This window comes from Stenotrophomonas sp. STEN008, from assembly GCF_056760435.1.
This window is the reverse complement of sequence record NZ_JBRRET010000003.1, coordinates 34,488-51,365: the sequence shown is the minus strand read 5'-3', so window position 1 is coordinate 51,365 and position 16,878 is coordinate 34,488. Positions and strand designations below refer to the sequence as shown.

Below are 16,878 nucleotides of genomic sequence, written 5' to 3'. Positions count from 1 at the left end.
GTGCACAACAGGGTTTGCGGGAGACCCTGCTAGGGTAATGCAATCGATTGCATCGCGGGCGAACCACGTTGAAGACGCTCAAGGGTCCGGCGCTGTTCCTGGCGCAGTTCATCAGCGAAACACCTCCTTTTGATCGGCTGGACACGCTGGCCGGCTGGGCTGCGGGCCTGGGCTATTGTGGCGTACAAGTGCCGACGAACGCGCCGCATCTGTTCGATCTGGCCGAGGCCGCGCGCAGCCAGGCGTACTGCGACGACATCAGCGGCATGCTGGCCGACCATGGCCTGCAGATCACCGAGCTGTCTACCCATCTGCAGGGACAGCTGGTCGCCGTCCACCCCGCCTACGACAGCCTGTTCGACGGCTTCGCGCCGGTGGACAAGCGCGGCAACCCCGCCGCGCGCCAAGCCTGGGCGGTGGAACAGTTGAAGCTGGCCGCCCGCGCCAGCCAACGCCTGGGATTGACCGCGCATGCCACGTTCTCCGGCGCGCTGGCCTGGCCCTACTTCTATCCCTGGCCGCAACGCCCACCGGGACTGGTGGAAGAAGCCTTCGCCGAACTCGGCCGGCGCTGGCGCCCCATCCTGGAGGCGTTCGACGCCAGCGGCGTGGACCTGTGCTTCGAGATCCACCCGGGTGAGGATCTGCACGACGGTGCCACCTTCGAGCGCTTCCTCGATGTGGTGGACCACCACCCACGCGCGAAGATGCTGTACGACCCCAGCCACCTGCTGCTGCAGCAGATCGACTACCTGGGCTTCATCGACCGGTATCACGATCGCATCGGCATCTTCCACGTCAAGGACGCGGAATTCCGGCCCAGCGCGCGCAGCGGCGTCTATGGCGGTTACCAGGACTGGATCGACCGGCCGGGGCGCTTCCGCTCGCTCGGCGACGGCCAGATCGACTTCAAGGCGATCTTCTCCCGGTTCGCGCAGTACGATTTCCCGGGCTGGGCGGTCGTGGAGTGGGAGTGCTGCCTGAAGCACCCGGAGGACGGCGCACGCGAGGGAGCCGCCTTCGTCCGTGACCACATCATCCGCGTGACCGAACATGCCTTCGACGACTTCGCCGGCAGCGGCACGCCGCCGGAATCACTGCGCCGCATGCTGGGACTCTGAGCCACTACCGCCCCGGGAGGGCAAGCCATGACGCACGCCATGTCGCGCTTGGGCGCGATGATGTTCCTGCAGTTCTTCATCTGGGGCGCGTGGTTCGTGACCCTGGGGACGTATCTGGTGCAGGGCCCGCTGCAGGCCAGCGCCAGCCAGGTGGCCACCGCCTTCCTCAGCCAGTCCATCGGTGCCATCGTCGCCCCGTTCCTGGTCGGCCTGATAGCCGATCGCTACTTTGCGGCGCAGCGCATTCTCGGAGTGCTGCACCTGGCCGGTGCGGTGCTGATGTGGTTCGCATCCACGGCGACGGACTTCAACACGTTCTTCGCTTGTGTCATGGGTTACATGCTGCTTTTCATGCCGACGCTGGCCCTGGCCAACAGCGTGGCGATGCGCCATATGCAGTCGCCTGAGAAGCAGTTCCCGCTGGTGCGCGTGGCCGGCAGTGTCGGCTGGATCGTGGCCGGCGTGCTGATCGGCTGGCTGGGCTGGGAGCAGGCGCATCGGCTCGAACTGACCTTCCGCATGGCGGCGATGGCGTCGCTGGCCCTGGGTCTGTATGCCTTCACCCTGCCGCACACACCGCCGCTGGCCAGGCAGCGCGATGCGGGACTGGGGCAGATCCTGGGCCTGGACTCGCTGCGGCTGCTGAAGTCGCGCTCCTACCTGGTGTTCTTCCTCGCCTCCATCGCCATCTGCATTCCGTTGGCGTTCTACTACAACTTCACCAATCCGTATCTCAACGACCTCGGCGTGCGCGGCGCAGCTGGGCTGCAGTCGCTGGGCCAGGTCTCGGAAGTGCTGCTGATGCTGGCCATGCCGTTCCTGTTCGTCCGCCTAGGGGTCAAGACGATGCTGGCGGTGGGCATGGCCGCGTGGGTGGTGCGCTATGTCATGTTCGCCTTCGGCGATGCGGGCGGTGCGTTCTCCCTGCTGGTGATCGGCATCGTGCTGCACGGCATCTGCTACGACTTCTTCTTCGTCACCGGCCAGATCTATACCGACGCACACGCCGGCCCCGACGCGCGCAGCAGCGCGCAGGGCTTCATCACCCTGGCGACGTACGGCGTAGGCATGCTGATCGGCACGTTCCTGTCCGGTGCGGTGGTGGAGCACTTCACCACGGCGGCGGGTCCGGACTGGCAGCAGATCTGGCTGTTCCCGGCCGGCGTCGCACTGGTGGTGCTGATCGCCTTCCTGCTGCTGTTCCGCGACCGCCCCGCTGTCGCGCCCGCTCCCACCGCACCCTGAGGAACCCATCGGATGTCCAAGCTTGGAATCGCCATCGTCGGCACGGGCATGATCGGTGCGGTGCATCGCCGCGCGGCACTGCTGGCCGGGGCCGAGGTCCGCGGCGTGGCGGCCTCTTCCCCGCAGCGCGCGCAGGAGGTGGCGCAGGCGTGGAACGTCGCGCATGCCTACCGCGATATCGAGGAGGTGGTCAGCGATCCGCAGGTGCAGGTCGTGCATGTGTGCACGCCCAACCATCTGCACCGCGCCATGGCGCAGGCCGCGCTGGAAGCCGGCAAGCACGTGATCTGCGAGAAGCCACTGGCCACCACCCTGGACGACGCCCAGGCATTGGCCGCGTTGGCCGCCAGGACCGGTCTGGTCGCTACGGTCCCCTTCGTCTACCGCTATCACCCGGTGGTCCGCGAGGCACGCGCACGCATCGCGCAGGGCGAGCTGGGGCCACTGCACCTGATCCACGGCAGCTACCTGCAGGACTGGCTGCTGGATCCGGCCAGCAACAACTGGCGTGTCGACCCCTCGCTGGGCGGCACCTCGCGCGTGTTCGCCGATATCGGCTCGCACTGGTGCGACCTTGTGGAATGGGTCAGCGGCGAACGCTTCGCCGAGGTCAGTGCCGCGTTCGCCACCGTCATCGCCGAGCGCGGCGCGGTCACCGGGCAGAGCTTCACCACGCCGGCCGCCGGCGGCACGACGCACGCTGTTTCCAGCGAGGATGTGGCCACGGCGATGTTGCGCACGAGTGCGGGTACGCTCGCCTCGTTGACGGTCAGCCAGGTTTCGGCCGGACGCCACAACCGGCTGTGGTTCGAGATTGACGGCGCCAGGGCCAGCGTGGCCTTCAATCAGGAAGATGCCGAGCGGCTGTGGATCGGCCGGCCCGACCAGCGCGAGGATAGCTTCGTGCGCGGGCCCGGTGCCGGCAGCGCCGAACAACGCAGATTGTCGATCTTGCCGGCCGGACACGCGCAGGGCTATGGCAACTGCTTCGAAGCGTTTGTCGCCGACACCTACCGTGCCATTGCAGGCGAGCAGCCGGAGGGCCTGCCCACCTTCGATGACGGCCTGCGCTCGGCGCGGATCGTCACACGTGTCATCGCATCCGCCAGGTCACGTGCCTGGACGGCCATCGATTGAATTCCCGGAGGACTGCCTGATGAACATCCGTATCCGCAGGACCGCAAGCCTTGCACTGCTGCTGCTCGTTGCCCTGCCCGCCTTCGCGCGCGATGCCACCGACCTGCACACGCCCATCGCGGTGCAGATGTACACGTTGCGCAATGCCGGCTCGCTCGACCAGCAGCTGAAGATCGTCCACGACGCCGGCGTGCGCGCCGTGGAAACAGTCGGTACGCAGAATGTCAGCGCTGCCGAACTCAAGCAGCTGCTCGACAAGTATTCGATCAAGGCGATTTCCTCGCACACGCAGCTGGCCGATCTGCGCAGTGACCTGGATGGCGTGGTCGCCTTCAACCGGGCCATCGGCAACACCACGCTGGTGGTGCCCTATCTGGCCGAGAAAGACCGCCCCACCGACGCTGCCGGCTGGACGGCGCTGGGCAAGGAACTGGGCCAGCTCTCGAAGCAGGCCCGTGCCAAGGGCATGCGCCTGGCCTATCACAACCACGACTTCGAGCTGGTCGACTTCAATGGCACGACCGGACTGGAACTGCTGTTCGCCGCGGCCGGCCCCGATCTGCAGACCGAGCTGGACCTGGCCTGGGTCGCACGGGCCGGCCATGACCCGGTGGTGATGCTGGGCAGATTCAAAGGCCGCCTGTTCGCGGTGCACGCCAAGGACAATGCCCCGAAGGGCCAGGCTGAGGATGAAGGCGGCTTCGCCGCCGTGGGCCAGGGCGTCCTGGACTGGAAAGCGATCCTGCCCGCCGCCGCCACGGCCGGCGTGCAGTGGTACATCCTCGAGCATGACCAACCCCGCGATCCAGCCACCGTCATCCGCACCGGTGCGGACTATCTGCGTGAACACCTGACTGCCCGCGTGCCTGCCGGTGCACAGCGCTAGCCCGCGAAGGAGCCCAGCTTGAAAACGATTCTGAAAGTGACTGTCGCGCTGTGCGGCACCCTGCTGGCCGCTGCGGCGTGGTGCAAGGAAGACCCTGCTGCCGGAGCGCAGCTCTACGCAACGCACTGCGTGGCCTGCCACGGTGCGGAGCGCGCCGGCGTGCCACCGACGTTCCCTGCGCTCACCGACGTCAGCAAACGGCTTCAGCCTGCGCAGATCAAGGACAAGATCAAGCAGGGCGGCGGCTTGATGCCCCCCTTCCCGCAGCTGTCGCAGCAGGAGATCGACAACATCGCCAGCTACCTGGCGAAGTAGGCATGAGGGTGCGCTACAGCTCGCGCACCCAGATGTTGCGGTAGCTCACCCTGGAGTCGTGCTCCTGCAGGTACAGCGGCGCACAGGCATGCGGCGCGTAGGAAGGCGCGCCGATGTACTCGGTCTTGCCCGCCAGCACCGTGTCGTCCTGCACCAGCACACCGTTGTGCAGCACGGTGATGCGGGCCGGCGAGGTGAGCCCGCCGCCTGCCGAGAAGCGCGGGGCCTTCCAGATGATGTCGTAGGCCTGCCACTCGCCGGGCGCACGCGAGGCATTCACCAACGGAATGGCCTGCTTGTACATCGATCCGGCCTGGCCGTTGGCATAGGTGGGATTGTTGTAGCTGTCGAGCACCTGCAGTTCGTACACCTCCTGCAGGAAGATGCCACTGTTGCCGCGGTGCTGGCCGTCGAATCCGGCGGTCGCGGTGGGCGTGCGCCACTCGACATGCAGCTGGACATCGCAGAAGCGCTGCCTGGTGCGGATGCCCTTGCTGCCGGGCACCACGGTCAGCGCGCCATCGGCAACGGTCCAGGGCACGGGTCCGCCCTGCTCCGACTCCCAGCGCGACAGATCCTTGCCATCGAACAGCACGATCGCATCGGAGGGCGCGCGGCCCGGCGGCGTCGCCACGACCGCGGGAACGGGCGTCCACACCTCGGTCTTCGCCGGATCGCGCGCAGGGTCGCCGCCGTCCTGCGCGAACACGGGTGCGGTGCCCAGCAGGCAGGCCACTGTCAGGAGAGGTCGGTTCATCGTGCTTCCGGATCTAGGTGGAGGGTCGAGGCGTGGAGGTCCATCAGCTGGTCCCCCACGCCGGCGTGCCGGGCGTATAGGCAAGATCGCCGTCATAGCGACCCGGCACCGCAACGTACTTCAGCACTTCGGTCGCACCGACCTTCGAGGTGAAGAAGCCGAAGATGACCAGCTGCTTGATCATCGTGAAGTAGTGCGGCGCTGCCTCCCCCTCTTCCGCGGCACCGGTCTCGGTGACCTCGACGACGTGCGCCCGGGCTTCCGCATCCAGGGTGCGCAACAGTTCGCTGCGGGCCTGCGAGGGGAGCGACACGAAGCGGCCACCGGCACGCTTGTCGATATCGACCAGGCCGGCGCGGAATATCGCCTGCTGCCGGGGGGTGTAGCAATCGGTGACGAACAGCGCCATGAACGGGCCCGCGCCGGCATCCTTCGCGCCCGGCGTTGTGGTTCGCGGCAGGATGGTTTCAGCGATCTCGTCCAGCATACTGATGTCAGCGGCAGAGAACGCGGCCTTCGATCCTGTCGTCGCGCTCTGCACTGCGGCCAGTGCGGGCAGGCCCACCATGGCCGCGCCGGTGGCGGCGACGATCATCTTCAACAGTTCGCGACGGTCCATCACAGGTTCCCCGCTTTCAGTTCGCGTACGGCATGGTCGGCGGCCCGTGCCGTCAGCGCCATGTACGTCAGCGATGGATTCACGCACGCGCTGGAGGTCATGCAGGCGCCATCAGTCACATAGACATTCGGCGCATCCCAGACCTGATTGTGCTGGTTGAGCACGGAGCTTCTGCGATCGCGGCCCATGCGGGCCGTGCCCATTTCATGGATGCCCTTGCCCGGGGCGTAGTCGTTGTCGTGCATCTCCACGTCCTTGACGCCGGCTGCCTCCAGCATCTCGGCAGCATCGGCCGCCATGTCCTTGCGCATCGCCAGTTCATTCGAGCGCATCGAAACGTCCATCGCCAGCACCGGCAGCCCCCACTTGTCCTTGCGCTGCGGATCCAGGCGGATCGTGTTGTCGTGGTGCGGCAGCATCTCGCCGAATCCGGTCATGCCGATGCGCCAGTCGCCCGGCAAGGTCAGGGCCTCCTTCAGGTCGGCACCGATGTTCAGCTCGGCGATCTCGCGCGACCACCCGGTGCGGCTGGCACCGCCCTGGTAGCCGAATCCGCGCAGGTAGCTGCGCTTGTCCGCAGCGACGTTGCGGAAGCGCGGAATGTAGAAGCCGCAGGGGCGGCGACCGAAGTAGTACTTGTCGTCGTAACCCTCGACCCGGCCTGAGGCACCGGCACCAAAATGATGGTCCATCACGTTGTGCCCCAGCTCGCCGGATGACGACCCCAGCCCGCCCTCCCAGACATCGGTGGCCGAGTTCATCAGCATCCAGGTCGAGTTGAAGGAGGATGCGTTGAGGAAAATGACCTTGGCCGTGTACTGATAGGTCAACCCGGTCTCGGCATCGATGACCTCCACACCGCGCGCGCGCTTGCGGTCCTTGTCGTACAGCACTTCCTTGACGATCGAGAAGGGCCGCAATGTCAGATTGCCCGTTTTCATCGCCGCCGGCAGCGTCGCCGCCTGGGTCGAGAAGTAAGCACCGAAGGGACAGCCCAGGATGCACTTGTTGCGGTACTGGCAGTTGACGCGCCCCTGCTCGGGCATGGGCTGGGTGATGTTGGCGGTACGCGAGTGGATCATGTGCCGCGTTCCGCCAAACGCCTTCCTGATCCGCGCGGCCACATCCTTCTCGACGATGTTCAGCGGGATCGGCGGCAGAAATTCACCGTCCGGCAGCACGTCCAGTCCCTCGCGCGTACCGGCGATACCGGCGAACTTCTCCACATGGTCGTACCAGGGTGCGATGTCGGCGTAGCGGATCGGCCAGTCAGTAGCGATGCCGTCCTTGAGGTTGGCTTCGAAATCCAGATCGGAGAAGCGGTAGCTCTGCCGCCCCCACATCAGCGAACGGCCGCCTACGTGGTAGCCACGGAACCAGTCGAAGCGCTTGGTCTCGGTGTACGGTGACTCCTGCTCATTGGCCCACATCCCTTCCAGGTTCTCGGCCAGGCCGTAGTCGCGCATCAATACGGGGAAGGCGGCCTTCATCGCCTGTGTCGGCCGGTTGCGGTGCGGGAAATCCCACGCCTCCTTCATCGCATTGACGTAGTCCTTGACGTGCTCGATGTTGCGCCCGCGTTCCAGCATCAGGACCTTCAGGCCCTTCTCAGTCAGTTCCTTCGCCGCCCAACCGCCACTGATTCCCGAGCCAACAACGATGGCGTCGTAATGATTGTCTGCCATGGGTCTACTTCACCTGGGTGGATATCGTTTCAGACGTCGCAGAGGCGGATCGCCTCGCGCAGCGAGCCGACGGGATCGGGTGCCGCAGGCATGAACTCCTGCGCCAGATACCCCTCGAAGCCGGTGTCGCGGATCGCGCGACAGATGGCCGGATAATGCAGTTCCTGCTGGTCACCGATCTCGTGCCGGCCTGGCACACCTGCGGTGTGGTAGTGCTTGAAGAAGCGGTGATGCCTGCCGATGGTGGCGATGATGTCGCCCTCCATGATCTGCATGTGATAGATGTCGTACAGCAGGCCGAAATTGTCCGATCCGAGCCGCTGGCACAGCTCGACGCCCCATGCGGAGTGATCGCACAGGTAATCGGGATGATCGACCCTGGAGTTCAGCAGCTCCATCACCAGCACGACACCACGCTTCTCGGCATGGCCGAGGATGCGCTTCAGCCCGGCTTCGGCATTCTCCAGGCCTTCCCGCGGATCCATGCCGTCACGATTGCCGGAGAAGCAGATGAGGTTGCGGTAGCCGGCATCGGCCACCAGATCGATGTGCCGCGCGTAGCGCTCCACCAGTGCATCGTGATACTGGCGGCCGGCAAAGCCTTGGGTCAGGCTGATCTCGGCGCCGTTGCACATGGAGCTGTAGACGCCATGCGCCTTCAGTGTGGGCCAGTCCGCCGGCCCCACCAGATCGATGGCGGCGAAGCCGATATCCTTCACCGTCTGGCAGAGCTGGGCGACCGACTGCTGCGGGAACGTCCAGCGGGCGACGGAATGCTTCAGGTTGCCCTTGAGTGGGGCCTGGGCGGCGAACGAGGGCAGCGCGGCTGTCGCAGCCAGGCCAAGGCCGCCAGCGAACGCCATGCGCAACGCATCGCGCCGCGTAAGCCTCGATGCCGGTCCCATCGAATGGATGGACATCCATCTGCCGGCCTCCCAACCGGTATCAAACGCAACGATTCACAGCAATGCAATCGATTGCACCATAAGGGAGGAATTCTTTTTTTTGCAAGACGCGGTGCACGAAAAACCATGCTGCGCGGCACAACGCCGGCCTGCCGTGGAAAAAAGAAAAGCCCCGCATCGGCGGGGCTTTCTGTTTCCTGCGGACGCGCGTCCGATCAGAACGGAATGTCGTCGTCAGCAAAATCGTCCATCGGCGGCGCCGACTGCTGCGGCTGCGGGCGCGGGTTGCCGCCCTGGTTGCCGTAACCGCCACCCTGGTTGCCGCCCTGGTTGCCATAGCCACCGCCCTGTCCACCACGCTGGCCACCACCGCCGTACTCCTGGCGCGGTGCCTGCTGGCGCTGCGGACGATCACCGCCGTAGTTGCCGCTACCACCGCCACCGCCTTCACCGCGGCCGCCCAGCATCTGCATCTCATCGGCGACGATATCGGTGGAGTACTTCTCCACGCCGTCCTGGCCGGTGTACTTGTCGTAACGCAGGCTGCCTTCGACGTAGACCGAGCTGCCCTTGCGCAGGTACTCGCCGGCGATCTCACCGAGCTTGCCGAAGAACACCACGCGGTGCCATTCGGTGCGTTCCTGCTGGTTGCCATCCTTGTCCTTGCGGACGCTGGTGGTGGCCAGGCTGATGCGGGTGATCGCCATGCCGCTCTGGGTGTACTTCACGTCCGGGTCGTTGCCGAGATTGCCGACCAGGATGACTTTATTGATGCCGCGCGCCATAGGTACCTTCGTCCGTTGTCCAGGGGCAGTCGACCAGTGATAGCACAGCCCCGGCCGGGGGTGCAGGACACTGGGCCGCCCCCGATGAATTTGGGGGAATGCAAGAACACCGCATCTTAGCACTGCCGCCGCTCCGTGCCCGGCCAGAAGCGACGAAAGACACCGAAAGATCCTACTGAAATCCTTGTAAGGCAATGACTTAGCCATCCGGGCCGGAGCTCCCGGCGCGGCCGGCCGCAGTGACGGCCGGCGCTGCGATGGCGCCCCCATGGCATCATGCCGGGGCATCTACTCATTCGTTCGCGCACTTCCCCCATGACCATCAAAGGCAAAGCCACCTCCCTGGACATCGCCCATCTGGCCGGCGTCTCCCAGCCGACGGTGTCGCGGGCCCTGCGCGGCAGCCCGATGGTCAATGCGGAGACCCGAGAACGCATCCTGCGCATCGCCCGCGAGCTGAACTACAAGGTGGACAAGAACGCCTCCAGCCTGCGCCTGCGCAATGCCGGCACGCTGGCCCTGCTGTTCTTCGAGGACCCGACCAACGACGATTCGCTGATCAACCCGTTCTTCCACTCGATGCTGGGTTCGATCACCCGCGCCTGCGCGTTGCACGGACAGGATCTGCTGGTGTCGTTCCAGCAGCTGTCGACCGACTGGCAGGCCGACTACGAGGACAGCAACAAGGCCGACGGCATCATCCTGCTGGGCTATGGCGACTACCACGAATCGCGCGACCGCCTGCAGCGGCTGGTCGAACAGGGCACCCACTTCGTGCGCTGGGGTGCGGCCCTGCCCGGCCAGCCCGGGGTGTCGATCGGCAGCGACAACTTCCAGGGCGGCCACGACATCACCACCCATCTTCTGCAGCAGGGCTGCCGGCGCATTGCCTTCCTCGGCCACGCCTCCAGCCATTACCCGGAATTCGAGGAGCGCTACCGCGGTCACGTAGCAGCTCTTCGCGATCACGGGCTGGATGCCGAACCGGCCCTGCAGCACGATGCCATCACCACCGAAGCGTCCGGCCAGGAAGCCTGCCAGGCGCTGCTGGCGCGAGGCGAACCGATCGATGCGATCTGCGCCGCCAGCGACCTGATCGCCATCGGTGCGATCCGTGCACTGCGCGAGGCCGGGCTGCGGGTGCCGCAGGACGTGGCGGTCACCGGGTTCGATGACATCCCGCTGGCCGCATCTGTATCGCCGGCATTGACCACCGTGCAGCAGGACACCAAGCAGGCCGGGCAGCTGCTGGTGGAACGGCTGCTGGCCTCGATCAGCCGGCAGCCGGTGGAGAGCCAGAGCATCCCGGTGAAGCTGGTGGTGCGGGAATCATCGCTGCGCGGCTGAAACAGCGGACGTGATCGGACGGGACTACGCAGTGAACCCGGCCTGCGGGCACCGGACCGGGTGCCGCAAGGCCCGCAGGTGGACGGCCCCGTCGGGTGGCCTCAGCCCTGGGCGAAATCCCTCAGGATCTCGCCAATGCCGCTGGGCGAAATCTCGAAGCCCAGCGAGGTACCCGGGTTGATCACCACGCCGTAGCCCCCCGGCACGCGGCGCAGCACGTCCAGCATCAGCCAGCGGATCTGGTGTTCGGCCTGCTGGCTGTAGATGCCCACCCGCGATGGATCGGTGAACACGGCCACGTGCAGCGTGCCCTGCTTGTCGAACAGCAGTGGGTCGAAGCCGCTGCCGTCGGGGGTGACCAGGCTGCCGGTCAGCAGCAGCACCTCGGAGGCGACGAAGGCCTCCATGAAGGCGCGGATCGGCACCGCCCCGTCCATCGCCGCCTTCAGCAGGGTTTCGATCGGGGTCTGCGGGGCGAGGTCGGACATGGCGGTACGGCGCGGCGTGAGGGGTGCCTATTGTAGGGTCGAGCCTGCTCGAAGAGCGTGCCAACCAAGGTTGGCACCTACCAGAGCGGGAGTGCCAACCGAGGTTGGCACCCACCAGAGCGGTAGCGCCGGGCCATGCCCGGCGGCGCCCTCACCGTCCCAGACGCTGGTCCCGAGCCTTCTGGTCGGCCATCGCCCTGTCCAGCTCGGCCTGCAGCGCTGGCTGCTGCACGGAGGCATCCAGCACGTACACCTTCACGCCATGCGCGGGCACTTCGGCCTTCAGGGAGGCATCCACCTGCAACGAACCGCCGTCCAGCGCGTCGCGCCAGCGGCCCGCCTGCAGGTAGCGCTCCACCTGGAAAACCGTCGCCTTGTCGCCCTTGTTCAACAGTACCAGTGCGGTCTGTGCCACATCCCCCTGCTGCAGCACACGGAAGAACACCGCCTCATTGCCACGCAGGCGCTCGTTCACCTGCAGGCCGCGCTGCAGCGCCGGGGTGGCCTGGCGCAGCTGGGCGATGCGCCGCAGTGGCGCGAAGATCGGGCTCTGCGGTGCGGCATCCACCCGCGCCTGGCCGAAGTAGGCACGGTTGCCGGCATGCTCGGCACGGCCCCGCATGAAGCCGGTTTCCGAGCCGTAGTAGACCACCGGGATACCACGGGCGGTGAACAGCCAGTTGTGCGCGTCGATGAAACCGTTGTCGCTGGCCTGCAGGCGTGGCATGTCGTGGTTGTCGTAGAAGCTCATCAGCTCGTACGGATTGGCATAGGGGCCGCCGGTCAGGTGCAGCGGCTCGTCCAGCGTCTCGAAGCCCTTGCCGGCGGTACCGAAGGTCTGTTCCAGCGCGCCACGCAGCGGGAAGTCGAGCACGCTCACGTTGGCGTTGCCCGGCCAGGTGTGCTCGGCAATCCTGCTGGCGTCGTAATCGAAGGCCTCGCCGAACATGAACATGTTCGGATGCTCGGCACGGATGCGGTTCACGAACTCGTGCCACCACGGGTGCGGCAGCCAGCCGATGGTATCGATGCGCAGTGCGTCCACGCCCTGCGCGGTCCACTGCAGGTACGCGCCGACGAGGTAGTCCATCACCGCCGGGTTGTTCTGGTTGAAGTCGGACAGCTCGGCCAGGTTGCCATCGAAGATCGAGCCTTCCTTGCTGTCGACCGGGCCGATGGTGTTGTAGAACGCGTGCAGCGGGTTGTGCTTTGGATCCAGCTTCTGCGGGGGCAGGTTCTGGTGGTCGGCGATCAGCTTTCCATCCTTGTCGAAGATCTGGCCGAACTGCGGCTGCCGCGTCGGCATGGTCCAGGCCGGCGAACCGTGGTTGCCGACGATGTCCAGCACCACCTTCAGGCCGGCACCATGCAGGCCCTTGGTCAGGCCTGCAAAGTCCAGGTCCTTGCTGGGCAGGTGCTCGTCGAGTTTGTAGAAGTTGATGCCCCAGTAACCGTGGTAGCCGGTCTTGCCGCGGTCGGTCAGCGTGCTGGTGCAGCTGATCGGCTTGCTGCCGGTGAACGCCTCATCCGGATTGTCGACGATCGGCGTGATCCACACCGCACCGAAGCCGAGCTGACGGATGTAGTCGGCGTTGTCGAGCACGCCCCTGAAGTCGCCGCCGAGGTAGCCGATGTTGCCGTCCACCTTGTCCGGGCAGGGCACTGGAATGTCGAACGTGCGGTGGCTGCCCCCCTGATCGCGATGATCGTTGGACGGATCACCGTTGACGAAACGATCGGTCACCACGAAGTACACGGCATCGCTGGCGAACGGTTCGAGCGTGCCCACGTAGTCCGGGCGCGATGCGGCCTGTACCGCCGTGGCGAGCAGGGCCAGCGACAGCCCCAGCGACATTCTGGAATACACATGCATCACGCACTCTCCTGATGGGCCGGCACGCGAAGCACGCACAGCCCGGCAATGAACAGACTCACTCCACCCAGCACCAGCACGTGCAGGGGATTTCCGCCCAGCCACTCGCGCAGTGCGAAGCCCAGCGCGCTGGCGGCGACCAGCTGCGGAATGACGATGAAGAAATTGAACAGGCCCATGTAGATGCCCATCTTCGCCGCCGGCACGCTGTCGGACAGCAGGGCGTACGGCAGCGACAGGATCGAGGCCCAGGCGAAGCCGACGCCGGCCATGGACAGCAGCAGCCAGGTGGGGTCCTTGATGAACATCAGCGAGATCAGGCCCAGCCCTCCGAGCCACAGGTTCACCAGGTGGCTCCAGCGCAGGCCGATGGCGCGCACCATCGGCGGGATCAGCAAGGCGGCCAGTGCGGCGAAGCCGTTGTAGGCGCCGAACAGCACACCGACCCAGTTGGCACCCTCGTTGTACGCCGCCGACTGCGGGTCGGTGGAGCCGAAATGCGTGCCGGCCACCGCTGCGGTGGTGTAGATCCACATCGCAAACAACGCAAACCACGAGAAGAACTGCACCCAGGCCAACCGGCGCATGGTCACCGGCATCGCCCGCAGATCACCCACGATCGCCGCCAGCATGTGCGCCTGCGGCAGCGTACGGGCCAGCGCAAGAAGCACACCATAGCCCGCGCAGAGACCCGCCAGCACGTAGAGCATCCTGTCGCCCTGGCGCGCGGCGATCACAGCGGCCAGCAGCACGCCTGCACCCAGCCACAGCGCCACCTGCGCCCACGGCGCGGGGCCGCTCACAGCGGCGGCGGCATGGTGCGCCGGTGGCTCGGCGTCATCGAACGCCGCCAGTTCTGCCGGTGAGTACTCGCGGGTACTGACCACGGTCCAGGTGATCGCCGCCAGCAGCACTGCCGCACCGAAATAGAACGCGTAGCGCACTGTATCCGGCACCTCGCCGGCAGCGGCGGTGTTGGCCACGCCGAAGTGGGCCAGGATGAACGGCAGGAAGCTGGCGACGATGGCACCGACACCGATGAAGAAGCTCTGCATCGCGTAACCGGCCGGTCGCTGCCGCGGTGCCAGCTGGTCGCCCACGAAGGCCCGGAACGGCTCCATTGATACGTTGATCGAAGCATCCAGCACCCACAACGTGCCCGCCGCGATCCACAAGGCAGGTGAGTTGGGCATCACCAGCAGGGCCAGCGTGGTCAGCACCGCGCCGATCATGAAGAACGGGCGACGCCGGCCCCAGCGCGTCCACGTGCGGTCGGAGAGATAACCGATCACCGGTTGCACCAGCAGGCCGGTCAACGGTGCGGCGATCCACAGCCCGGGCACCGACTCCATGTCCGCGCCAAGCGTCTCGAAGATGCGGCTGGCATTGGCGTTCTGCAGGGCAAAACCGAACTGGATGCCGAGGAAGCCGAAACACATGTTCCAGATCTGCCAGAACGACAGCTGCGGTTTGGCAGGGCGGTTCATCGTGCGTCCTCCGCCGTGGCGACCGGCGCCAGCGTCAGCGCCTTCACCTGCGCCTGGTTGAGCACGCCTTCGCGCCCGCCCTTTCCGCCGGTGTAGTGCGCGAAATGCTGCAGTGCGCTCATGTTGAAGCCTTCTTCAAGCGCGACCGTGCACGGCCCCTTGGGCACAGCGAACGTTGCCGAGGTCGAGTCCTGCACGGCCACGCTGTGCGGCATCGCAACCGTATGCCGCTGCAATGGCTGGCCCGGGCACTGCAGCACCAGTTGCTTGACCGCAGCCGTGACGCCGGTGTTGATCGGCCCGTTCGGGTTGCGGTACTGCAGGCGCAGGCGCACCTGCCCGGCCTTGGCCGAGGTGAACTGCCAGCGTTGCTCGCCCTTCAGCACCTGCTGCGGACCGACGCAGAGCATCGGGCTGTGCAGCGATTCCAACGTGCCTTCGCGCCGGGTCAGGCTGAGGCAATGCTGTAGGCCATCGTCGCTGATGCGCGCCACGCCCTTGCTGTCGGTGACCGCCTTGCCGTCCTTCCACAGCACCTGATCGGCTGCCACCGGAACGTTCCAGCCCGCGCCCTTGCGCAGGGCCTGCGGCGCAACCGGCGTGGCCGGCGCACGCATGTTGGCATCCGCAGTCGTGGCAGCGAAACCGGTTGCTGCCGGGGCGGCGACCAGCTGCACCGTCGTGGTGCTGCCACGCGTGGTGGTTCTGCCGGCCACCAGCAGGCCATCGCCCACGTTCTGCGGGCGCTCCAGCACATAGCGCTTGCCGTTGGCTTCCAACGTGATACGGGGATGTGTGCCGAACAGTTCCGGCACCAGCGCGGCTGGCAGCTTGGGCTGCACGCGGCCATCGTCCTGCACGCCGAACACGCCTTCGGTGACCATGGCCAGATAGCCGGCCACCGACCACAGCTGGCGCTCTGAATTGACCACCGGCCCGCTCAGCGCGCCTTCGTCCACATGCACGGCCTGGCTGACCAGCTCGTAGTTTTCCATGTTGGAACCAGCCAGTGCCGCCCCCTGCATCAGCGAGCGGATCTCGGCGGCGATGCGCGGCGCGTCGTCCAGCTGTCGCGCAGCACGCAGCGAATACGCACTGACGAACGGCCAGATCGCACGGTTGTGGTAGATCGGCTGCTGGGCTTCCTGTGGCCACACCACCGGGCTGCCGGCCGGCCCCATCGGGTAGTTCGCCAGCGCGCGGCGCGCCCGCGCCTCGGGCAGCACGTCGGCCAGGATGCCCAGCGACAGGCCCAGCAGGTCGACCTTGGCGTAGGGCACCGGATGCGCCGCCTCACCGATGTAGCTCATGTACTGGCCCATGTCGTCGCGCCAGAAGCGCGCATCGATCCGTACCGCCAGTTCATCGGCCCACGCCTTGTACTGCGCACGGCGATCATCGCCCCGCTGCGCGGCCATCTGCTCTGCCAGCCGCAGTGCCTGGTAGTGCAGGACGTTGGTGGACAGCGCGTAGGAATCACCGATGAAGCGCACGTTCTCCCGGGTCCAGTCCGGATACGTCTGTTCACGCCAGTCGAGGAACGAGGTTTCGCCGCGATAGAGGCCCATCTGTGGGTCGAACACCATCGCCCGGTCCTGCGCCAGCGTGCCCTGCAGCGCCTGCCAGACCTGTTCGGCAAAAGCAGGATCATCCAGCAGGTGGCGTGCGGCCAGGAACCACACCACACGGTCGCTGCTGATCGGCCAGCTGCCGCCGGAGCCGGTATCCTGCGCGACGAACAGGCCGGGCGTGCGCCCATCGCGGGCAGCCGACAACTTGAACTGCAACGACTGACGCGTGCGCTGCGGATCCAGCCGCGCCAACGCCAGGTCGGCGGCGAAGCTGACATCGCGGGTCCACACGTAGGGCCAGCGGGCGCCGGTCTGGAAGCAGTCGCATGGCACCGGCCGCCCTTCGTCAAAGGCGGGGTCGCGGATCGCATCGACCCGGTCCTGCGCCATCTCCTGCTGGGCCAGCGCGAACAGCGCGTCGAACATCACGCTTCCGGTCTGGCTGCGCATCGGCGCGGCGGCAATCGGCACAGCGCCGTTCGGCGTGTGCAGCACGAAGCTGCCCTTGGCAGCCGCTTCGGCACGCGCATGGCGGCCGTCGAATTCCAGGTCGGCCGCATGCGCGGTCGTCCCCAGCGCTGCCCCCAGGGCAGCGGTCAGGCAAATGATCTTCAGCATCGAAGCGGCAGACCGGCTTGCGCCCGTCGACCTCCCTCC

Annotated in this window: 15 protein-coding genes; 6 read left to right on the top strand and 9 right to left on the bottom strand. The window is 66.4% G+C overall.

The annotated features are described in order from the left end of the window. Nucleotides 1–68 precede the first annotated feature (68 nt). Genes ACVOME_RS02235 through ACVOME_RS02215 form a run of 5 tightly spaced genes read left to right on the top strand, consistent with a single transcriptional unit; the run spans nucleotide 69 to nucleotide 4,704 of the window. Nucleotides 69–1,121 (top strand): sugar phosphate isomerase/epimerase family protein, encoded by a 1,053-nt coding sequence (locus ACVOME_RS02235; RefSeq protein WP_065174573.1) that lies wholly within the window; start codon nucleotides 69–71, stop codon nucleotides 1,119–1,121. 27 nt (nucleotides 1,122–1,148) lie between these two features. Beyond that, nucleotides 1,149–2,366 (top strand): nucleoside permease, encoded by a 1,218-nt coding sequence (locus ACVOME_RS02230; RefSeq protein ID WP_180875415.1) that lies wholly within the window; start codon nucleotides 1,149–1,151, stop codon nucleotides 2,364–2,366. A gap of 12 nt (nucleotides 2,367–2,378) precedes the next feature. After that, nucleotides 2,379–3,503, top strand: a complete 1,125-nt coding sequence (locus ACVOME_RS02225) for a Gfo/Idh/MocA family protein (RefSeq protein WP_197571099.1) — start codon at nucleotides 2,379–2,381, stop codon at nucleotides 3,501–3,503. A gap of 19 nt (nucleotides 3,504–3,522) precedes the next feature. Next, nucleotides 3,523–4,389, top strand: a complete 867-nt coding sequence (locus ACVOME_RS02220; protein ID WP_065182392.1) for a sugar phosphate isomerase/epimerase family protein — start codon at nucleotides 3,523–3,525, stop codon at nucleotides 4,387–4,389. 18 nt (nucleotides 4,390–4,407) lie between these two features. Next, the gene (locus tag ACVOME_RS02215) at nucleotides 4,408–4,704 is read left to right on the top strand and encodes a c-type cytochrome (RefSeq protein ID WP_053516691.1); all 297 of its coding nucleotides are present in this window, start codon (nucleotides 4,408–4,410) and stop codon (nucleotides 4,702–4,704) included. 13 nt (nucleotides 4,705–4,717) lie between these two features. On the opposite strand, the gene ACVOME_RS02210 is transcribed toward ACVOME_RS02215, so the two are convergent. The 5 genes from ACVOME_RS02210 to ACVOME_RS02190 form a co-directional block, all read right to left on the bottom strand. Further along, nucleotides 4,718–5,461 carry a 3-keto-alpha-glucoside-1,2-lyase-like domain-containing protein gene (locus ACVOME_RS02210; protein WP_197600818.1) on the bottom strand — a complete coding sequence of 248 codons (744 nt, stop codon included), beginning with the start codon at nucleotides 5,459–5,461 and terminating at the stop codon, nucleotides 4,718–4,720. 43 nt (nucleotides 5,462–5,504) lie between these two features. Continuing rightward, nucleotides 5,505–6,080: a gluconate 2-dehydrogenase subunit 3 family protein gene (locus ACVOME_RS02205; RefSeq protein WP_481504676.1), complete on the bottom strand. Its 576-nt coding sequence runs from the start codon at nucleotides 6,078–6,080 to the stop codon at nucleotides 5,505–5,507. Next, the gene (locus ACVOME_RS02200) at nucleotides 6,080–7,765 is read right to left on the bottom strand and encodes a GMC oxidoreductase (protein ID WP_164151768.1); all 1,686 of its coding nucleotides are present in this window, start codon (nucleotides 7,763–7,765) and stop codon (nucleotides 6,080–6,082) included. Before ACVOME_RS02200 ends, ACVOME_RS02205 begins: the two co-directional genes overlap by 1 nt. Nucleotides 7,766–7,794: 29 nt before the next feature. After that, nucleotides 7,795–8,685, bottom strand: coding sequence for a hydroxypyruvate isomerase family protein (locus tag ACVOME_RS02195; protein ID WP_181452097.1), 891 nt, complete (start codon nucleotides 8,683–8,685; stop codon nucleotides 7,795–7,797). 200 nt (nucleotides 8,686–8,885) lie between these two features. Beyond that, a complete protein-coding gene (locus ACVOME_RS02190; RefSeq protein WP_481504675.1) occupies nucleotides 8,886–9,455 on the bottom strand; it encodes a single-stranded DNA-binding protein in 570 nt (189 codons plus the stop codon). Nucleotides 9,456–9,770: 315 nt separating this feature from the next. On the opposite strand from ACVOME_RS02190, the gene ACVOME_RS02185 reads away from it, so the two are divergent. Next, the gene (locus tag ACVOME_RS02185; protein ID WP_481504674.1) at nucleotides 9,771–10,802 is read left to right on the top strand and encodes a LacI family DNA-binding transcriptional regulator; all 1,032 of its coding nucleotides are present in this window, start codon (nucleotides 9,771–9,773) and stop codon (nucleotides 10,800–10,802) included. 101 nt (nucleotides 10,803–10,903) lie between these two features. Here ACVOME_RS02185 and ACVOME_RS02180 read toward each other — a convergent pair whose 3' ends face one another. The 4 genes from ACVOME_RS02180 to ACVOME_RS02165 all read right to left on the bottom strand — a co-directional run bounded on the left by ACVOME_RS02180 (nucleotide 10,904) and on the right by ACVOME_RS02165 (nucleotide 16,839). Continuing rightward, the gene (locus ACVOME_RS02180; protein ID WP_481504673.1) at nucleotides 10,904–11,290 is read right to left on the bottom strand and encodes an SseB family protein; all 387 of its coding nucleotides are present in this window, start codon (nucleotides 11,288–11,290) and stop codon (nucleotides 10,904–10,906) included. 151 nt (nucleotides 11,291–11,441) lie between these two features. Then, nucleotides 11,442–13,163, bottom strand: a complete 1,722-nt coding sequence (locus tag ACVOME_RS02175; protein WP_481504672.1) for an alpha-amylase family glycosyl hydrolase — start codon at nucleotides 13,161–13,163, stop codon at nucleotides 11,442–11,444. Beyond that, nucleotides 13,163–14,650 (bottom strand): MFS transporter, encoded by a 1,488-nt coding sequence (locus tag ACVOME_RS02170; protein ID WP_481504671.1) that lies wholly within the window; start codon nucleotides 14,648–14,650, stop codon nucleotides 13,163–13,165. The genes ACVOME_RS02175 and ACVOME_RS02170 overlap by 1 nt, the downstream gene beginning before the upstream one ends. Beyond that, nucleotides 14,647–16,839 carry a glucosidase family protein gene (locus ACVOME_RS02165; protein WP_481504670.1) on the bottom strand — a complete coding sequence of 731 codons (2,193 nt, stop codon included), beginning with the start codon at nucleotides 16,837–16,839 and terminating at the stop codon, nucleotides 14,647–14,649. The genes ACVOME_RS02170 and ACVOME_RS02165 overlap by 4 nt, the downstream gene beginning before the upstream one ends. Between the last annotated feature and the right edge of the window lie 39 nt (nucleotides 16,840–16,878).

What these genes read in the sequence shown, in the direction of transcription:
- ACVOME_RS02175 (WP_481504672.1), bottom strand. Translation starts at nt 13,163, where the DNA reads ATGCATGTGTATTCCAGAATGTCGCTGGGGCTGTCGCTGGCCCTGCTC.
- ACVOME_RS02220 (WP_065182392.1), top strand. Translation starts at nt 3,523, where the DNA reads ATGAACATCCGTATCCGCAGGACCGCAAGCCTTGCACTGCTGCTGCTC.
- ACVOME_RS02195 (WP_181452097.1), bottom strand. Translation starts at nt 8,685, where the DNA reads ATGTCCATCCATTCGATGGGACCGGCATCGAGGCTTACGCGGCGCGAT.
- ACVOME_RS02200 (WP_164151768.1), bottom strand. Translation starts at nt 7,765, where the DNA reads ATGGCAGACAATCATTACGACGCCATCGTTGTTGGCTCGGGAATCAGT.
- ACVOME_RS02170 (WP_481504671.1), bottom strand. Translation starts at nt 14,650, where the DNA reads ATGAACCGCCCTGCCAAACCGCAGCTGTCGTTCTGGCAGATCTGGAAC.
- ACVOME_RS02205 (WP_481504676.1), bottom strand. Translation starts at nt 6,080, where the DNA reads ATGGACCGTCGCGAACTGTTGAAGATGATCGTCGCCGCCACCGGCGCG.
- ACVOME_RS02190 (WP_481504675.1), bottom strand. Translation starts at nt 9,455, where the DNA reads ATGGCGCGCGGCATCAATAAAGTCATCCTGGTCGGCAATCTCGGCAAC.
- ACVOME_RS02225 (WP_197571099.1), top strand. Translation starts at nt 2,379, where the DNA reads ATGTCCAAGCTTGGAATCGCCATCGTCGGCACGGGCATGATCGGTGCG.
- ACVOME_RS02165 (WP_481504670.1), bottom strand. Translation starts at nt 16,839, where the DNA reads ATGCTGAAGATCATTTGCCTGACCGCTGCCCTGGGGGCAGCGCTGGGG.
- ACVOME_RS02180 (WP_481504673.1), bottom strand. Translation starts at nt 11,290, where the DNA reads ATGTCCGACCTCGCCCCGCAGACCCCGATCGAAACCCTGCTGAAGGCG.
- ACVOME_RS02230 (WP_180875415.1), top strand. Translation starts at nt 1,149, where the DNA reads ATGACGCACGCCATGTCGCGCTTGGGCGCGATGATGTTCCTGCAGTTC.
- ACVOME_RS02185 (WP_481504674.1), top strand. Translation starts at nt 9,771, where the DNA reads ATGACCATCAAAGGCAAAGCCACCTCCCTGGACATCGCCCATCTGGCC.
- ACVOME_RS02210 (WP_197600818.1), bottom strand. Translation starts at nt 5,461, where the DNA reads ATGAACCGACCTCTCCTGACAGTGGCCTGCCTGCTGGGCACCGCACCC.